This is a genomic window from [Flexibacter] sp. ATCC 35103, from assembly GCF_001975985.1.
Lineage (GTDB): Bacteria > Bacteroidota > Bacteroidia > Flavobacteriales > Flavobacteriaceae > Flavobacterium.
In genome coordinates this window covers 78,001-93,782 of the sequence record NZ_MTQF01000006.1, presented here as the reverse complement: position 1 = coordinate 93,782, position 15,782 = coordinate 78,001, and the positions used below count along the sequence as shown (strand labels likewise).

The 15,782-nt window shown below is 35.4% G+C and carries 7 protein-coding genes; 5 read left to right on the top strand and 2 right to left on the bottom strand.

What is annotated here, in order from left to right:
- From BXU01_RS13830 to BXU01_RS13810, 5 genes are all read left to right on the top strand, one after another.
- The gene (locus BXU01_RS13830) at window positions 1-897 is read left to right on the top strand and encodes a sugar phosphate isomerase/epimerase (RefSeq protein ID WP_083693748.1); all 897 of its coding nucleotides are present in this window, start codon (window positions 1-3) and stop codon (window positions 895-897) included.
- Window positions 898-983: 86 nt separating this feature from the next.
- Window positions 984-3,716 carry a glycoside hydrolase family 20 zincin-like fold domain-containing protein gene (locus BXU01_RS13825; protein WP_083693747.1) on the top strand — a complete coding sequence of 911 codons (2,733 nt, stop codon included), beginning with the start codon at window positions 984-986 and terminating at the stop codon, window positions 3,714-3,716.
- Window positions 3,717-3,881: 165 nt separating this feature from the next.
- Window positions 3,882-7,412, top strand: a complete 3,531-nt coding sequence (locus tag BXU01_RS13820) for a malectin domain-containing carbohydrate-binding protein (RefSeq protein WP_083693746.1) — start codon at window positions 3,882-3,884, stop codon at window positions 7,410-7,412.
- Between the two features lie 215 nt (window positions 7,413-7,627).
- Window positions 7,628-10,036: a sugar-binding domain-containing protein gene (locus BXU01_RS13815; RefSeq protein WP_083693745.1), complete on the top strand. Its 2,409-nt coding sequence runs from the start codon at window positions 7,628-7,630 to the stop codon at window positions 10,034-10,036.
- 268 nt (window positions 10,037-10,304) lie between these two features.
- The gene (locus BXU01_RS13810) at window positions 10,305-11,531 is read left to right on the top strand and encodes a DUF4272 domain-containing protein (RefSeq protein WP_083693744.1); all 1,227 of its coding nucleotides are present in this window, start codon (window positions 10,305-10,307) and stop codon (window positions 11,529-11,531) included.
- Between the two features lie 190 nt (window positions 11,532-11,721).
- Here the strand turns inward: BXU01_RS13810 and BXU01_RS13805 are convergent, their stop codons facing one another.
- Together BXU01_RS13805 and BXU01_RS13800 are read right to left on the bottom strand one after the other, a co-directional pair.
- A complete protein-coding gene (locus tag BXU01_RS13805) occupies window positions 11,722-13,053 on the bottom strand; it encodes a hypothetical protein (RefSeq protein WP_083693743.1) in 1,332 nt (443 codons plus the stop codon).
- 30 nt (window positions 13,054-13,083) lie between these two features.
- Window positions 13,084-15,480: a TonB-dependent receptor domain-containing protein gene (locus BXU01_RS13800; protein ID WP_083693742.1), complete on the bottom strand. Its 2,397-nt coding sequence runs from the start codon at window positions 15,478-15,480 to the stop codon at window positions 13,084-13,086.
- Between the last annotated feature and the right edge of the window lie 302 nt (window positions 15,481-15,782).

The following is a 15,782-nucleotide window of genomic DNA, read 5'->3' as shown; positions in this document are numbered from 1 at the left end:
ATGAAGTCAACTAACATTCAGAAAAAATTAATTATTGCAATACTTGTTGTTTTATCAGCTACGTTCAATAGTTGTGCAACGGCTCAGTCTTCTAATAAAAAGCAACAATACAAAGTTGCGGTTTGCGACTGGATGATTTTAAAAAGACAAAAATTAGGTGCTTTTGGTTTAGCCGCTGAGATAAAAGCTGACGGTATAGAACTGGATATGGGAGGTTTGGGTAACAGACCTACTTTTGACAGTAAATTAGGAGATCCGGTAGAAAGACAAAAATTTCTTGATAAGTCGAAAGAATTGAATGTGGGAATAAGTTCAATTGCCATGTCCGGATTTTATGCACAGTCTTTTGCAAAAAGAGAAACTATTGTGCCTATGATCGATGATTGTGTAAAGGCAATGAAAGACATGAAAGTGAAAGTGGCTTACCTTCCGTTAGGAACAGAAAGTGATTTGGTTAAAAATCCGGAATTACGTCCTGTAATTATCGAAAGATTAAAATGGGCTGGAAAACAAGTCGGTAAAATTGGCGGTGTAATTGCCATTGAAACGTCATTAAATGCCACCGAAGAGAAAAAGTTATTGGAAGAAATTGATTCGAAGTATATTAAGAGTTCGTTCAACTTTGCAAATGCGGTAGATAACGGAAGAGATATTGTTTCAGAATTAAAGATTTTAGGCAAAAAACATTTAGGACAAATTCACGCTTCAAATACGGATAAAGTCTGGTTAGAAAATGACAGTGCGATCGATATGCCAAAAATTAAAAATGCACTTGACGAAATGAAATGGAGTGGATGGCTGATTGTAGAACGTTCCAGAGATGTGACTCAGGTTCACAATGTAAAAGCAAATTATGGCGCAAATGTGGCGTATTTGAAAAAGATTTTTCAGAACTAAATATCGATAATGGTAGACCTGACAGGTTTTTAAAACCTGTCAGGTCTAGAATCGAATAATGCACCAAGAATAAAAATTACAATACAATGAAATATTTTACTTTACTTTTTTTAGGCTTCTACACCACTTTCGCAACAGCACAAAATGTCACTATTGTTAGTGATATAAAATCGCCGAGAGCTAATTTTGGAGCTGAAAAACTATCTGAAGTCTTATCAGGAAAAGGTTTTAAAGTAGCTTCTTCGGATAAAATCATTAAAAACTCAAAAGATAAAGTAATTGTAATTGGCGAAAAAGGAACTGATTTTTGGAAACAGCATTCAAAAACTGCTAAAATCGACGACAGTAAACTGACTAAAAAAGAAGGTTTTCAAATTCGTAGCCAAAAAAATATCATATATATAGAAGGAACTGATGCTTCAGGTGCATTGTATGGTGCAATGGAACTGGCAGATTGTATTAAGGCTTCTGGTTCGATTCCGTCAGAAATTAATATCGAAGACAGTCCGGAAATGGTTTTAAGAGGCGCTTGTATCGGAATGCAGAAAACGACTTATCTTCCGGGAAGAGATGTTTATGAATATCCGTATACGCCGGAAACCTTCCCTTGGTTTTATGATAAAAAACTATGGACAAAGTACTTGGATATGATGGTCGATAACAGAATGAATTCATTGTATTTATGGAACGGACATCCGTTTGCTTCATTAGTTAAACTAAAAGATTATCCTTTTGCTGTGGAAGTAAGCGACGAAGATTTCAAGAAGAACGAAGAAATCTATAAATTTCTGACCGAAGAAGCCAACAAAAGAGGAATCTGGGTGATTCAGATGTTTTACAATATCATTGTTTCCAAACCTTTTGCAGAACATTATAATATTAAAACACAGGATCGATCGAGACCAATTACGCCTTTACTTTCAGATTATACGAGAAAATCTATCGCAGCATTTATCGAAAAATATCCAAATGTAGGTTTGCTGGTTTGCCTTGGCGAAGCAATAAATACAATAGATGATGATGTCGAATGGTTTACCAAAACGATTATTCCGGGAGTTCAGGACGGATTAAAAGCGTTAGGAAGAACAGATGAACCGCCCATTATTTTGCGTTCGCATGATACTGATGGACCTTTAGTGATGGAAAAATCGCTTCCATTATATAAAAATTTATATACAGAAAGTAAATATACCGGCGAATCCTTAACAACTTACACGCCAGGCGGACCTTGGGGTGAAACGCATAAACAATTAAGCGCTTTAAAATCGATCCATATTGAGAATGTTCATATTCTGGCAAATCTGGAACCTTTTAGATACGGTTCGCCAGATTTTATCCAGAAAACGGTAAAAGCCATGCACAGCGTACACGGAGCAAATGCGTTACACTTATATCCTCAGGCATCCTATTGGGACTGGCCTTACTCAGCAGATAAAACTAAAACAGGTGAACGAATTCTCGAAATGGATCGGGACTGGATCTGGTACAAAGCCTGGGCAAGATATGCGTGGGACAGTAAACGGGACAGAAATGAGGAGGTTAAATTTTGGGATAAAGATCTGGCTGCTAAATACGGAACAGACTCTGAGGCAGCAAATAACATCTTAAAAGCTTACGAAGAAACGGGAGAAATTGCTCCAAAAACCTTAAGACGTTTCGGAATTACCGAAGGAAACCGCCAAACTTTATTGTTAGGAATGTTCGAAAGTCAGTTGGTAAATCCTGCAAAATGGAGAGTTTATCCGGGATTTCATGAATCATGCGGACCTGCCGGTGAGTTGCTTTTGGAATATGCCAAAAAAGAGTGGAATCACGAACCACATTCTGGCGAACTTCCAACGCAAATTATTGCAGAAATCACAGAACATGGAAAATTAGCCGTTGAAGCGATTGACAAAGCAGAGTTAAAAGTAACCAAAGATAAAGAAGAGTTTTTACGTCTTAAAAATGATATATATGCTTATAAGGCTTTTGCTTATTTCTTTTCAGAAAAAGTAAAAGCGGCGTTATTGGTTCTGAGATACAGTTATTCTAACGAAATTACTGATCTTGATAAAGCGCTGCCACATCTGCAAAAAAGTATCGAATATTATGAATTATTGGTCGATCTTACAAAAGATACGTATTGGTATGCCAATAGTATGCAAACTGCCCAACGCCGAATTCCGATTGGTGGTGATGACGGAAATAACAAAACCTGGAAGGAATTATTACCACATTACGAACGTGAATTGGTTAATTTTAAACGAAATTTAGAATTACTAAAATCATCCAAAGATGGTAAAATAGAAACCAAAGAAGGTAAACCTTGGCAATCTGCAGAGGTAACTTTACTAAGTGAAAGCAAAGGAACTTACGCCGTAAAAAACGGAACAAAAGTATACGCAACCCCAATTTCTGAAATTGTAAAAGTAGCTCCGGAATTGCAAAACCTAAAAGGGATTACTTTCGATGAAACAGCACAAAATGAGAATGGAACTCATTTAAAATTTAAAAATACCAAAGCCGTAAAACTGGTTGTTGGCTATTTTAATTCAGATCAGAAAAGGTTTTTATTTCCGCCAAGTTTAGAAACTGATGCCGCCGGAAATGCACACGGTCAGGCCGAAGTTATTTTAGCGAGCGCCATGAACCTCAAAGAATTACCAAGAGTTAATATTCACACCTATACTTTTGAACCTGGCGAAAATAAACTGGACTTAGGCAAAGGAAGAGTTTTGATTTTAGGTTTTATAGACGCCAATCAAACCATAACACCACGCGATGTTGGTTATATCGATGCAGGAGAAAAAGGTGCGATAGACTGGTTGTTTTATTAATATTTTGGGCGTGTCCCTACGGGTCGGGCTTTCGGCTATATCTTTTATTTGCTAAAGCTTCATAAAAGGATACCGCCTCAATCCCTCACGCAAACCAATCTTTGTCTAGACGTACTGACAAAAAAACTAAAATGACCTTACATCACTGATATGGTTTAAAAAGATATGAAGAAAATAGTTTTTTTTATTTTTTATTTAAGTAGTTGCTTTGTTTGGAGTCAAAGCAATAAAGGGTCAGCGGAATTTCGTAAAGAAGTTTCGCTGAACTCATCTTGGGCGACTACTGTTTTGGATGAGCTTCCTGTAAAAGAAGCAGATTTTGTAAACAATCCAAAAATTGGTGCAAATTGGCAACAAGTAAATATGCCGCACAATTGGGATCAGTATTACGGTTTCAGACGAACAAAACATGGTAATTTGCACGGAACTGCCTGGTATCAAAAATCAATTCAACTGGATAAATGGACTAAAGGGAAACGACTTTTTCTTTATTTTGAAGGAGTAAATTCATACGCAACCGTTTGGGTAAACGGCAAGAAAGCAGGCGAACACAAAGGCGGCAGAACCACTTTTACACTAGATATTACTCCGTTTGTAACTTTCGAAAAACAAAATAATATCGTTGTCAAAGCTGCACATCCGTCTTTTATTGCAGATCTTCCATGGGTTTGCGGAGGATGTTCCGGCGAATGGGGATTCTCTGAAGGTTCACAGCCAATGGGGATTTTCAGACCAGTTACTTTAGTCGTTACAAATGAGGTCAGAATTGAACCTTTTGGCGTTCATATCTGGAATGACGCTTCGACTTCTAAACAAAAAGCGATTCTGAACACTACAACCGAAATCAAAAATTACGGAAACTCAAACCGAAATTTAATTCTGGAAAATGTTCTTTTTGATGCTTTAGGAAAAAAAGTAGTTTCAGTAAAAAGCGAGATCAAAAATAATTCAGGCGAGACAAAAGAAATCGTACAAACACTTCCTGAAATTCTGCAGCCAAAATTATGGTCACCATCCAATCCGTATTTGTATGAATTGGTAACTACTGTTTATGAAAACGGGAAAAAAATAGACGAATTAAAAACGCCTTACGGAATTCGTTGGGTAAGCTGGCCAGTAAGCAGGGACGGGAAAGACAACAGGTTTTACATCAATGATGAACCTTTATTTATCAACGGAACTTGCGAATATGAGCATTTGATAGGCAATAGTCATTCTTTCTCAAATGAGCAGATTCATTCCAGAATCGAACAGATAAAAGCAGCAGGATTCAATGCTTTCAGAGAAGCGCATCAGCCACATAATTTACTGTATCAAAAAGAACTGGATGAAAACGGAATCTTGTTTTGGAGTCAGTTCTCAGCACATATCTGGTACGACACGCCGGAGTTTAAGGAGAATTTTAAAACATTATTACGCGAATGGATCAAAGAACGCAGAAACAGTCCGTCGGTTGTGATGTGGGGATTGCAGAATGAAAGCACTATTCCGAAAGAATTTGCTGAGGAATGTACTAAAATCATTCGCGAAATGGATCCCATTTCTGCTTCGCAGCGTATTGTAACCACTTGTAACGGAGGCGAGGGAACAGACTGGAATGTGGTACAAAACTGGTCCGGAACGTATGGTGGTGATCCTTTAAAATATCATCTCGAAATGAGTACACAACTCTTAAACGGAGAATATGGTGCATGGAGAACAGCAGATTTACATACAGAAGGCGAGTTTGACCAAAAAGGAACCCTGAGCGAAAACAGATTTTCGCAATTAATGGAAATCAAAGTCCGTGAGGCCGAATCTGTAAAAGATAAGATTGCTGGACAATTCAACTGGATTTTTGCTTCACACGAAAATCCCGGACGAGTTCAAAACGGTGAAGGTTTTAGGGATATTGACAAAGTTGGTCCGGTAAATTACAAAGGACTTTTTACCATTTGGGGCGAACCTCTTGATGCATATTATATGTATCGCGCCAATTATGTTTCGAACAAAAAGAACCCTATGGTTTACATTGTTTCGCACACGTGGACAAGTCGTTGGGATGTGGCAGGAATAAAAAATGGCATTGATGTTTACTCTAATTGCGATGAAGTCGAACTATTTAACGATGTCAATAAAATCTCTTTGGGCAAATTAAAAAATCCGGGTTTAGGCGAGCATTTTCAATGGAATAATGTCCATATTCAGTACAATGTTTTATATGCTGTAGGATATGTAAATGGTGTGGTTGTAGCCAAAGATTATATTGTGATGAATACGCTTGAAAAAGCGCCAAATTTAAAGGCGTTATACACGGATAAATCAGATATTTTAGAACCTAAAAAAGGATATAATTATATTTACAGGGTCAATTGCGGAGGTTCTGAATTCACAGATTCTGACGGAAGAATATGGTTGTCAGATACGCATAAAAGCGGTCAAAATACCTGGGGTTCTTTATCCTGGACAGATAAATTTGAAAAACTACCGAATTTTTATGCCAGCCAACGCAGTACTTTTGACCCAATATCAGGTACAAAAGATCCTGAATTATTTCAGAATTTCAGATATGGAACCGATAAGTTGAGTTATGAATTTCCTGCACCGGATGGCGAATATCTTGTTGAACTCTATTTTACAGAACCCTGGTACGGAACAGGTGGAGGTTTAAATTGCAAAGGCTGGCGTTTGTTTGATGTGGCAATCAACAATAAAGTAGTTTTGAAAGATTTAGATATTTGGTCAGAAGCGGGGCATGATAAAGCGCTGAAAAAAACATTTGTAGTAAAAAGCAAAAACGGTTTAATTAATATTTCATTCCCAAATACAAAAGCGGGGCAAGCGATTATAGCTGCGATTGCAATTGCTGCCAAAGACAAAAACGTGAAACCGGCAAAGGAATCACCAAAAAATATTGAGAATATTGTTTTGAGTTCGGGTGATAATAGTACTCTTAAAATCGGATCGTGGCTGGATATTAATTCAAAACAATATTCAGATTCAGAAGTTGTTTTTACACAATTACCTTCAGAGGTTTTTGTTGCTGATTATTTGCAGTTTTCCTCTCACTCGAAAGCTTCGGGTTCGTTTACTGTCAAAGAAAATTCTGATGTTTATATTCTTATAGATCAGAAAGAAAATAAAACAATAGACTGGTTATCGGAATATAAAAAATCTGAAGAAATTGCTAAAAACAGTAAGAACACGAGATTTAGTATTTTTTCTAAAAAAGTAAAAAAAGGAGATAAAATTTCTTTTGATCATTCAGAAGTTTTGGGTTCCGTAATCGTAGTTCCAAATTATGATATGGGCGAAAAAGACGATTCGAGACCTGTAGTTGTTATTGAAGCAGAAAATGCCAAAACAACGGGAAGCGGAATTGAAAAAGGAAATTTTAAAAAAGCGGATTATATCGAGTTTACAAAAAAAACAAATAACAGTATTGAGTTTGAAGTGAAACCTGGAGTTGCCGGAATTTATTTGATGCGTTTTCGTTTTATGAATCGGAATGAAAATCCGTTAAAAGTAAAATTCAAAATGGAAGATGCATACGGAATTTTAATGCGAAATGATACGATTGAGTTTTTTCCTTCGGCAGAAAAATGGAAGGTATTAAACACTACTTCCGGTGGATATATAAATGCAGGAACGTATAAAATCACGTTAGAAGGAGAAGATCTAAAAGGATTGTTATTGGATAATTTTGAGTTTCAATAGGTTTTTTTTGAGGGACAAAGGTTCAAAGGGACTGAGGGAGAAAGGGATTGATAAAGATTTGATTGTAGAGATGCACAGCAGTGCATCTACGTGCCAATTGTCTATAACGTGTGTTAGACGCACTGCTGTGCGTCTCTACGGAAAACATCACGTTTGTCAGAAATGACAAGATTGGAGAAATTTGGAATTTTAAAAAATGATTATTTAAATATATTATGATTTTAAAAAAGATAATAGTTGCTTTAACAATATTGTTTTCAATATCAATTTTTGCACAAAAACAAGCCAGAATCATCGAAGATTTCAATAAAAACTGGAACTTCAAATTGGGTGATTATCCTGAAGCGGTTAATACCAATTTCAATACATCAAGCTGGAGAACGGTTCAGTTGCCTCATGACTGGAGTATCGAAGGTGCTTTTAATAAAAACAATCCAACAAAACAGGCGCAAGGTTTTTTGCCGGCCGGAAAAGGCTGGTACCATAAAGTATTTACTGTTCCTGCAAATTGGAAAAACAAAAGTGTTTCTGTAGAATTTGATGGTGTTTTTAAGAATAGTGAAGTTTTTATAAATGGTCATTCTCTTGGAATGCGACCAAATGGTTATATTTCTTTTGGTTATGATTTATCAAAATATCTAAATTTTGGAAAAGAAAATATCATTGCCGTAAAAGTTGATAATGATGCACAACCCAATTCAAGATGGTATACGGGTTCAGGAATTTATAGAAATGTACGTTTAGTTGCCAGCAATAAATTGCATGTGGCAAAATGGGGAACTTATGTTACAACTCCTGAAGTTTCTACAGAAAAATCAAAAATACATGTAGAAGTTACAGTTGATAATGACAACGATATTGCAAAAGAATTTAAGCTGGTTACTTCAATTTTGAATGCAGATAATGTGGAAGTTGCTAATTTTAGTTCGACAGAAAAAATAGCGCCAAAAACTACTGAAAAAAAGATGCATGATTTAAGTTTAAATCAGCCGAAATTATGGAGTACAGAAAATCCATATCTGTATAAAGTAGTGACCACAATTTATGAGAAATCTAAAATAGCAGACAATTATGAAACTCCGCTTGGTTTCCGTTTCTTTAGTTTTGATGCTGAAAAGGGATTTTCATTAAACGGAAAACCAACCAAAATACTAGGCGTTTGTTTGCATCACGATAATGGTGCTCTGGGCGCTGTAGAAAATATTCATGCGGTAAAAAGAAAATTAGTTTTACTGAAAGAAATGGGGGCGAATGCGATTAGAATGTCACATAACCCGCATTCTTTAGAAATGATGCAATTGTGTGATGAAATGGGATTTATTGTTCAGGATGAGGCTTTTGATGTCTGGAAAAAGAAAAAAGTTACAAACGATTATCATAAAGACTGGGACGAGTGGCACAAAAAAGATTTAGAAGATTTTATACTAAGAGATCGCAATCATCCATCTGTAATGATGTGGAGTATTGGCAATGAAATCAGGGAACAATTTGACAGTACGGGAATTGCGATTACAAGAGAATTGGCAAAAATCGTAAAATCTCTGGATACAACGCGTCCGGTAACTTCGGCTTTGACGGAGAATGTTATTGAGAAAAATTTTATTTACCAATCCGGAGCTCTGGATCTTTTGGGTTTTAATTACAAACATGAAGATTATAAGGATTTTCCGGAACGTTTTAAAGGACAAAAAATACTAGCTTCAGAGAGTGTTTCGGCATTGGAAACGCGCGGACATTATGATTTTCCGGATGGAATAAAAGCGTGGCCTTCAAAACACGGCGCTCCGTTTGACGGAAATGCAGACTGGACGGTTTCGGCTTACGATCAGGTAAAATCGTATTGGGGCGCAACGCATGAGGAGAATTGGAAAACCATCAAGAAACAGGATTTCATGGCGGGAACTTTTATCTGGACAGGTTTTGATTATATTGGGGAACCCGACCCATATCCGTATCCGGCGAGAAGTTCTTATTTTGGAATCATAGATTTAGCGGGATTTCCTAAAGATGTGTATTATATGTACCAAAGCGAATGGACTACAAAACCGGTTTTGTATATTTTTCCGCATTGGAACTGGAAACCGGGTCAGGAAGTTGATGTTTGGGCGTATTATAATAATGCTGATGAAGTAGAATTATTTTTAAACGGAAAATCTCTGGGTAAAAAAGCGAAACAAAATGATGATTTGCACATTTCATGGCGTGTAAAATTTGAATCGGGAACGCTTAAAGCAATTTCCAGAAAAAACGGAAAGGTGGTTCTGGAAAAAGAAATTCGTACCGCGGGAGAAGCTTCTAAAATAGATTTGAAAGCAGATAAAATGGTTTTCAAAAATGATACTTATGATTTGGTTTATGTTGCAGTTTCTATTACAGATAAAGAGGGGAATTTGTTACCGAATGCTGATGATTTAATAGATTTTGAAGTTACCGGAGGCGGAAAATTAGTTGGGGTTGATAATGGTTATCAGGCAAATTTAGATTCTTTTAAAGCGAATTCCTGTAAATTGTTTAATGGTAAATGTATTGCGATTATTCAGTCGAATGGGAGGAAAGAGAATATTCAGTTAAAGGCTAAAACAGGAAGTTTACAGACCTCTGTAATTGAAGTAAAAGTGCAATAAAGTTTTTTGAACCATATAAGTTATATAAGATGATTTAAGTTTTCTCTTGTAACTTATATGGTTTGTTTTATGTATTAGCTAATCCAGTTTCGCCATTTTTCTTAACGGAATAGAGTGTTAATTGTTAAGGATAGTATGTTTTGCCTTAAAGTAAAAGTAGAGAATTAATTTAAAAAGACACAAATACATTTGAGAATGTAAAAATTATGTTTGCATTTTTTATAGAATTAATCTTATATTAGCATAGATAATATTTAAAAGCCGTAAAATGATTTGTACCATTTATTCACACCAATTAGGTCTTGAAAGAATAAAAGAAATACTTCAGTCCAATATTACCAATGCAAAAATTTCAAATACAAAGGATGATGATGAATCTGATATCATCGAGATAGAAATTAAAGAAGGAATTTTAAATGCTGCGCAAAAACTAGTAATCTCTTATCGGGAACGCGCCGTACCTTCTTACCAAATCCCTGAAATTGATGATTCTGCCTTAACGGCAAATCTAAAGGGTCTTTATGGTTTTGTAGATTCGCTGCCAACCGCAAATGAAAAAGTCAAAGATTTATTTCTTCAAAAAATACTTACCATCAATTGTGAGTTTTCGATTACTCAGGAAACAGCGGAAGTAAAAGATTTAAAATCAATCATAAAAAATATAGCAAACGAACTTGATGCTGTTTTATTTGTTGAGCCGGATACTGTTATCAGTAAATCTAAGGGACAACATTTTCTGGATAAAAATTTAGATTTGATTATTGATACTGAAGGAAATTGTGAAATTGAAAATTTAGATGTAAAAATCAATTCTATTTATTTTGATGGAGATCAAAGTGAACTGACACAGGATCAAATGGAGAGAAAAGAGAATAACGAAAAAATTCTGGAAACTCATAACATTAAAATCAACAGAAACTTACCTTGTATCGAATCTGAAAGTGAGACGACTTTAAGAACTCCAAAAGAAATTGCTCAAAGAGTTAGTGTTCTGGCAGTAGTAAATTTAGTTGCATTTAATAGTATTTCGCCGGAAGAAGCTACAGATTATTTACAAAATTATAAGCTTTGGGAGTTTACGACCGAAAAAGAAAAGGAATTCCTGGCAAATCCTACAGATGACAAAAAGGCAAACGAAAGTTGGAAATGTGAGGGAATCTGGGTTTTGATGTGGGCTTTGAATAAAATTGATACACTGGATTTTCCTAATGAGTTTTGCGATATCGAAAACATAGATCCTGATGATTATCCGGTTGGTGAGGATAAAGATCCTACTATTTTTATTGATTCGATAACTGCAATACGTTCTAAAAGTGAAATTTTAGATGCCAATGATTTATATTACAGATTTAATTGGGCTTGTGTTGATGAAAGAATTAATGGCAGGGAAATGGAAGCTATTAATCCCGGAATTGTTTACGAAAGACAATATGCCTTAAACTGGCTTATAAATTATATGGAGCAGGATTGGGATTATATTACTTGTGATACCTAGGATTTAAAATATAGAGAAAAACCTTCTTAAAAAATAAGAAGGTTTTTTTATGGGCAGTTTTTTTCATAATTTGAATGTCAGGTATTTAAACAAACATTCCGCTCCATATGACTGAAGCGGAATGTTCTAATTAAAAAAAAATCCAAGTAATAAAAATTGGTGCGTTTAGCATTGCTGCTATTTTATGTTTCTAGAATACTCCAATATAATGGTTTCCAGGTTTGTTTACCAGTTTAGCTCCTTTAGTAACGGCTCCTGTTGGAATGTCGACGATATAAAGGTTTCCGTCTTTTCCAACGGGTGTAACGGCAATGTATAAATCGTTTCCGTCAACTACAAAACCTTGGTATTGACCAAAATCTAAATCGGTATCATAAGTAATACCTTCTACTTTTTTAGCCGTTTTTGCGTTAAGATCAATTCTTGCTACAAAACCTTGTCCGTCAGCACCATCATGCGTATAAACTGCATAAGCGATACCGTTCCCTGCATATCTCCAGGCATCAATATAAGATCCTTTAACGCCAAGAGCAGCATCTAAACTAAAAGAATAAGCGTTGTCATATTGATTGTTTTGGTTGATTTTTAAAATATAAGAACCATTTTTTGTATCTCTTTGTGTTGCCTGATAAATGTTTCCGTCAGTACCTACAAAACTGTTAAAACTACGGTAACCGCTTGTATCACCAAAAGCAACTGTAGAAGTAATCACTTGCGGATTCTCTAATGAAGGATAATCTACCACTACAGATTTAGAACCTAAACGCTCAAATGAAGCTTCGTTTAATCCTGTAGTTGGATTCGTTTTACGCATCCATGTACCAATGATTAATTTATTACCTGCTTTGTTAAGTGTTGGAGCATCTAAACGAAAAATGTGATGACCTTGTGCTTCTTCCTGAGCAGATAATGCAATCTCGTATTGTTTGAAAGCTGTAATTAAAGTTTGTTGCATGTTTAGCGATAAAACAGTTGCTGTACCTCTTGTACGCTGATATACTTTATTGGCATCTGTAACTATTGCCGGAGTAGTTACATTTACGGCAACGCCTGTTTTATCTCCGTCAAAAAGTTTTACCCATCTTGGCGAAGTTCCTGCATATTGCGAGATATTCACTGTAGATCCTGATTGTGCAAAATTTGCAGCGCCATTTACTTTATAAGTCATGAATTCGCCACCGTTTGCACCTGTATAAGTAATGTTAAAAAGTGTGCTTCCGTCTACAGAAGATTGCAAACGTGCTGTTCTGCTGGATTGTACAGGAGATCCGTTATCATAAACATTAATAGAGAAATTAGGATCTTTTGCATTTTCTTTAGTTACAGAATATACTTTTGTTCCACCGTTTCCGTCTCCCGGCTCAGTTTGCATTAAAGCTCCTGCAAGGGTAATCCAACGGCCTTCGGTTTCAGGATTTACCGGATTTTCATTGTTGTTATCGTCACTGCTGCAGCTTATTGTTAGTGCAAATGTGGTTAAAACCAACCCACAGGCAAGTAATTTAAATGTACTTTTTTTCATATTTATAGCATTAAAAATTAATTAATTAGATTAAAACTTGTTGAGTATATAATTCAGTTTTACATAAAAAGCTCTTCCGGGTTTCTGAACTGCGAAGTTGTCGTAAACCTGTTCGTCTGTGATATTTTTAGCATCAAAACTTACTATAAACCTTTTGTCCGGAAATGTGTAACTTAAACCTAAGTCATGTGGAAACTGAGAGGTTGTTTTGTCTATTTCTAGCCAGGTTGTATAAAATTCGCCTACGTAACCAAAGTTGTAATAGAGATTTAGTTCTGAGTTTTTCTGAATGATATCTTTTAAATTATATTGTGCATTTCCGTTAACGGTAAAATAAGGCTCGTTTGGCAGTTGTTGATTATAATAAAGAAGTACATTACCGTTGCTGTCGTATTTATCTTTGAAAAGCGAATTGAACTTTGACATGTTCATAGAGACAAATAACCTGCTGTTATAAGAGTATTCTAATGAAGCTTCGAAACCTAAAGATTGTGCTTTTCCTAAATTTACTGCTGGCGATGACTGCAATGCTTCATTAAGGCGAATGCTGATCTGACGAACGATTTTATCTTTTGCGTTTCTCCAAAATCCGGATCCTCCAAATGAAAATTTGTGATCGTTGATTTTATAAGGACCAAATCGAAGACCTACATTCAAGTTGTCGCTTTGTTCCGGTTTTAAAGAACTGTTGCCGGTAAGATTTTCTCCCGGATTACCAAATATTTCATTTTCAGACGGAAGTCTGATGGCTTTTTCGGCAGATAATGAAAACATTAATTTTGGAACTATAAAATAAGATGTAGCCAATCCGTAACCATAAAATGAAGTTGTATTTTTCGAAACTACTTCAATGATATTATTCTGTCCGTTTTCTGTAACAATTCTGGGATCCCTTTGTTCTGTTCTTTGTTCGTAATGTTTCCCGAAGATGTTTGTTCTTAAGCGCGATTCAAAAGCCTGAAGTTCATATGCCAGTGATAAAACACTTTTTTGAAGATCCCTTGTTGGAAGAAAACTGCTTGCTAATGGTGATAATTCGTCATAATCGTTTCTGTCAACCGTATAAAGCATACTGCTAAAAACAAACTTGTGGTTGTCATTTAAAGTATAATTTAAACCGCCTCTTGTGCTAAAAATTTTACTGTCGATATGCTGAATTGTTTTTGCTCCTTGCTGAGCGCCCGTAGAAGATAAAATAGGATTACCATAAAGACCCAATGCTTTTTCTCCAAACCAGTTATAATTCCATTTTACAGTATCGTTTATTACCTGATTTCTTTGGCTCATTACAGAGTTTACCGTAAACTCAAGTCCTTTTACAATAAAATCTTTTTTTGCATAATTTAAGCTTACAACTTGGGCATTTGCTTCGGTAAATCTTCCTTTATATGGTTTTGTCATCGACTGACCGTGCTGGATTTCATTAAAATCGTCTGAGGCATTAAAACCTACTAAGAACGTGTCTGCCCAGTTTACATCAGTAAAACCAGCTTCAATACGTCCGCCGTAAGACCTGTACGCATCGTTAAAACGTTTTGCCCTTACATAATCATAGCGTCCGTTAGGTAAAATGTTGTAGACAAATTTCCCCCAAACTTCATAATCGTTATCAGAGTAATTGTAAAATCCGGATCCTTTTAATGTAAATCCGTTTTTATCTCTGTAAGTTGTATTAAAATTAGATTGAACAGTATTGAATGAGCCATAAGAAACAGAAGCACTTAGGGTATTTTTTGCTCCTTTCTTTAATATTAAATTGATTGCACCGCCTAATGCATCATCAGCTAAATGTGCCGGAATTACACCTTTGTAAACTTCAATCCTTTCAATTAATGCGGGCGGAATACTGTTTAAATTAAATGATGAACCGTAAGTAGAAATCGGGATTCCGTCTATAAATATTCGGATAGCATTTCCTGACATTCCGTTTAGGTTATAATTTACGCTTGATCCCAATCCTCCGTTTTGTCTTATTCGAACACCTGCAGATTGACTTAGTAAATCATTGGTCTGGATATTGCGTTTTGCTGCTTCCTGGGTTTCTATAACATTTACAGAGAAACCTTTATCCATAATTTCTTTTTTTACAGTTGTTTTCTTGACAACTACTTCATTTAAGATTTTAGGATCATTTGTTTTTTCTAATGAGATATTTATATGATGAGAAGGGCGATTTAAAACTAAATTTGCAGTTTTTGTTTTAGCTTCGAGCGATGAAATTTCCAAAGTATAATTGCCGTATGCTAATCCTTTTATTTCAAAATGCCCCTGATTGTCAACTATAGCGAATTTTTGTGTTCCTGAAATCATTACCGAAGCTCCAAATGCTGATTCAGAACTTCCGAAAGTTACTTTTCCCGTAATTTTTCCGGTTTGAGACCATACAGAAAAATTCACAACCAAAAGAACATATATTAAAAACCTCATAACTAATTTGCTTATCAATAAAGGCGCAAACTTATGTTATTGTTTATATTTAATCTAAATAAAAGAATTAGAAGATTGTTAGAATTACATTAGAAGTTCTAATGTTGGATTTTTGTTCTGTAAATGTCAGTTAATAAGGAATTTGAATTTTTTGCATTATTATGAAAGACAAAATTCAGCTTCATAGAATTGGGTTTTAACCGGAGTTTATTGTTATGTTAAAAAAAAGGCTTTAGCCAAATTATGAATTTTAGCTAAAGCCCTTAATATTTTATTTAATCTCAGACTAAAGCAGGAGATTA

What these genes read in the sequence shown, in the direction of transcription:
- BXU01_RS13830 (WP_083693748.1), top strand. Translation starts at nt 1, where the DNA reads ATGAAGTCAACTAACATTCAGAAAAAATTAATTATTGCAATACTTGTT.
- BXU01_RS13815 (WP_083693745.1), top strand. Translation starts at nt 7,628, where the DNA reads ATGATTTTAAAAAAGATAATAGTTGCTTTAACAATATTGTTTTCAATA.
- BXU01_RS13805 (WP_083693743.1), bottom strand. Translation starts at nt 13,053, where the DNA reads ATGAAAAAAAGTACATTTAAATTACTTGCCTGTGGGTTGGTTTTAACC.
- BXU01_RS13820 (WP_083693746.1), top strand. Translation starts at nt 3,882, where the DNA reads ATGAAGAAAATAGTTTTTTTTATTTTTTATTTAAGTAGTTGCTTTGTT.
- BXU01_RS13810 (WP_083693744.1), top strand. Translation starts at nt 10,305, where the DNA reads ATGATTTGTACCATTTATTCACACCAATTAGGTCTTGAAAGAATAAAA.
- BXU01_RS13800 (WP_083693742.1), bottom strand. Translation starts at nt 15,480, where the DNA reads ATGAGGTTTTTAATATATGTTCTTTTGGTTGTGAATTTTTCTGTATGG.
- BXU01_RS13825 (WP_083693747.1), top strand. Translation starts at nt 984, where the DNA reads ATGAAATATTTTACTTTACTTTTTTTAGGCTTCTACACCACTTTCGCA.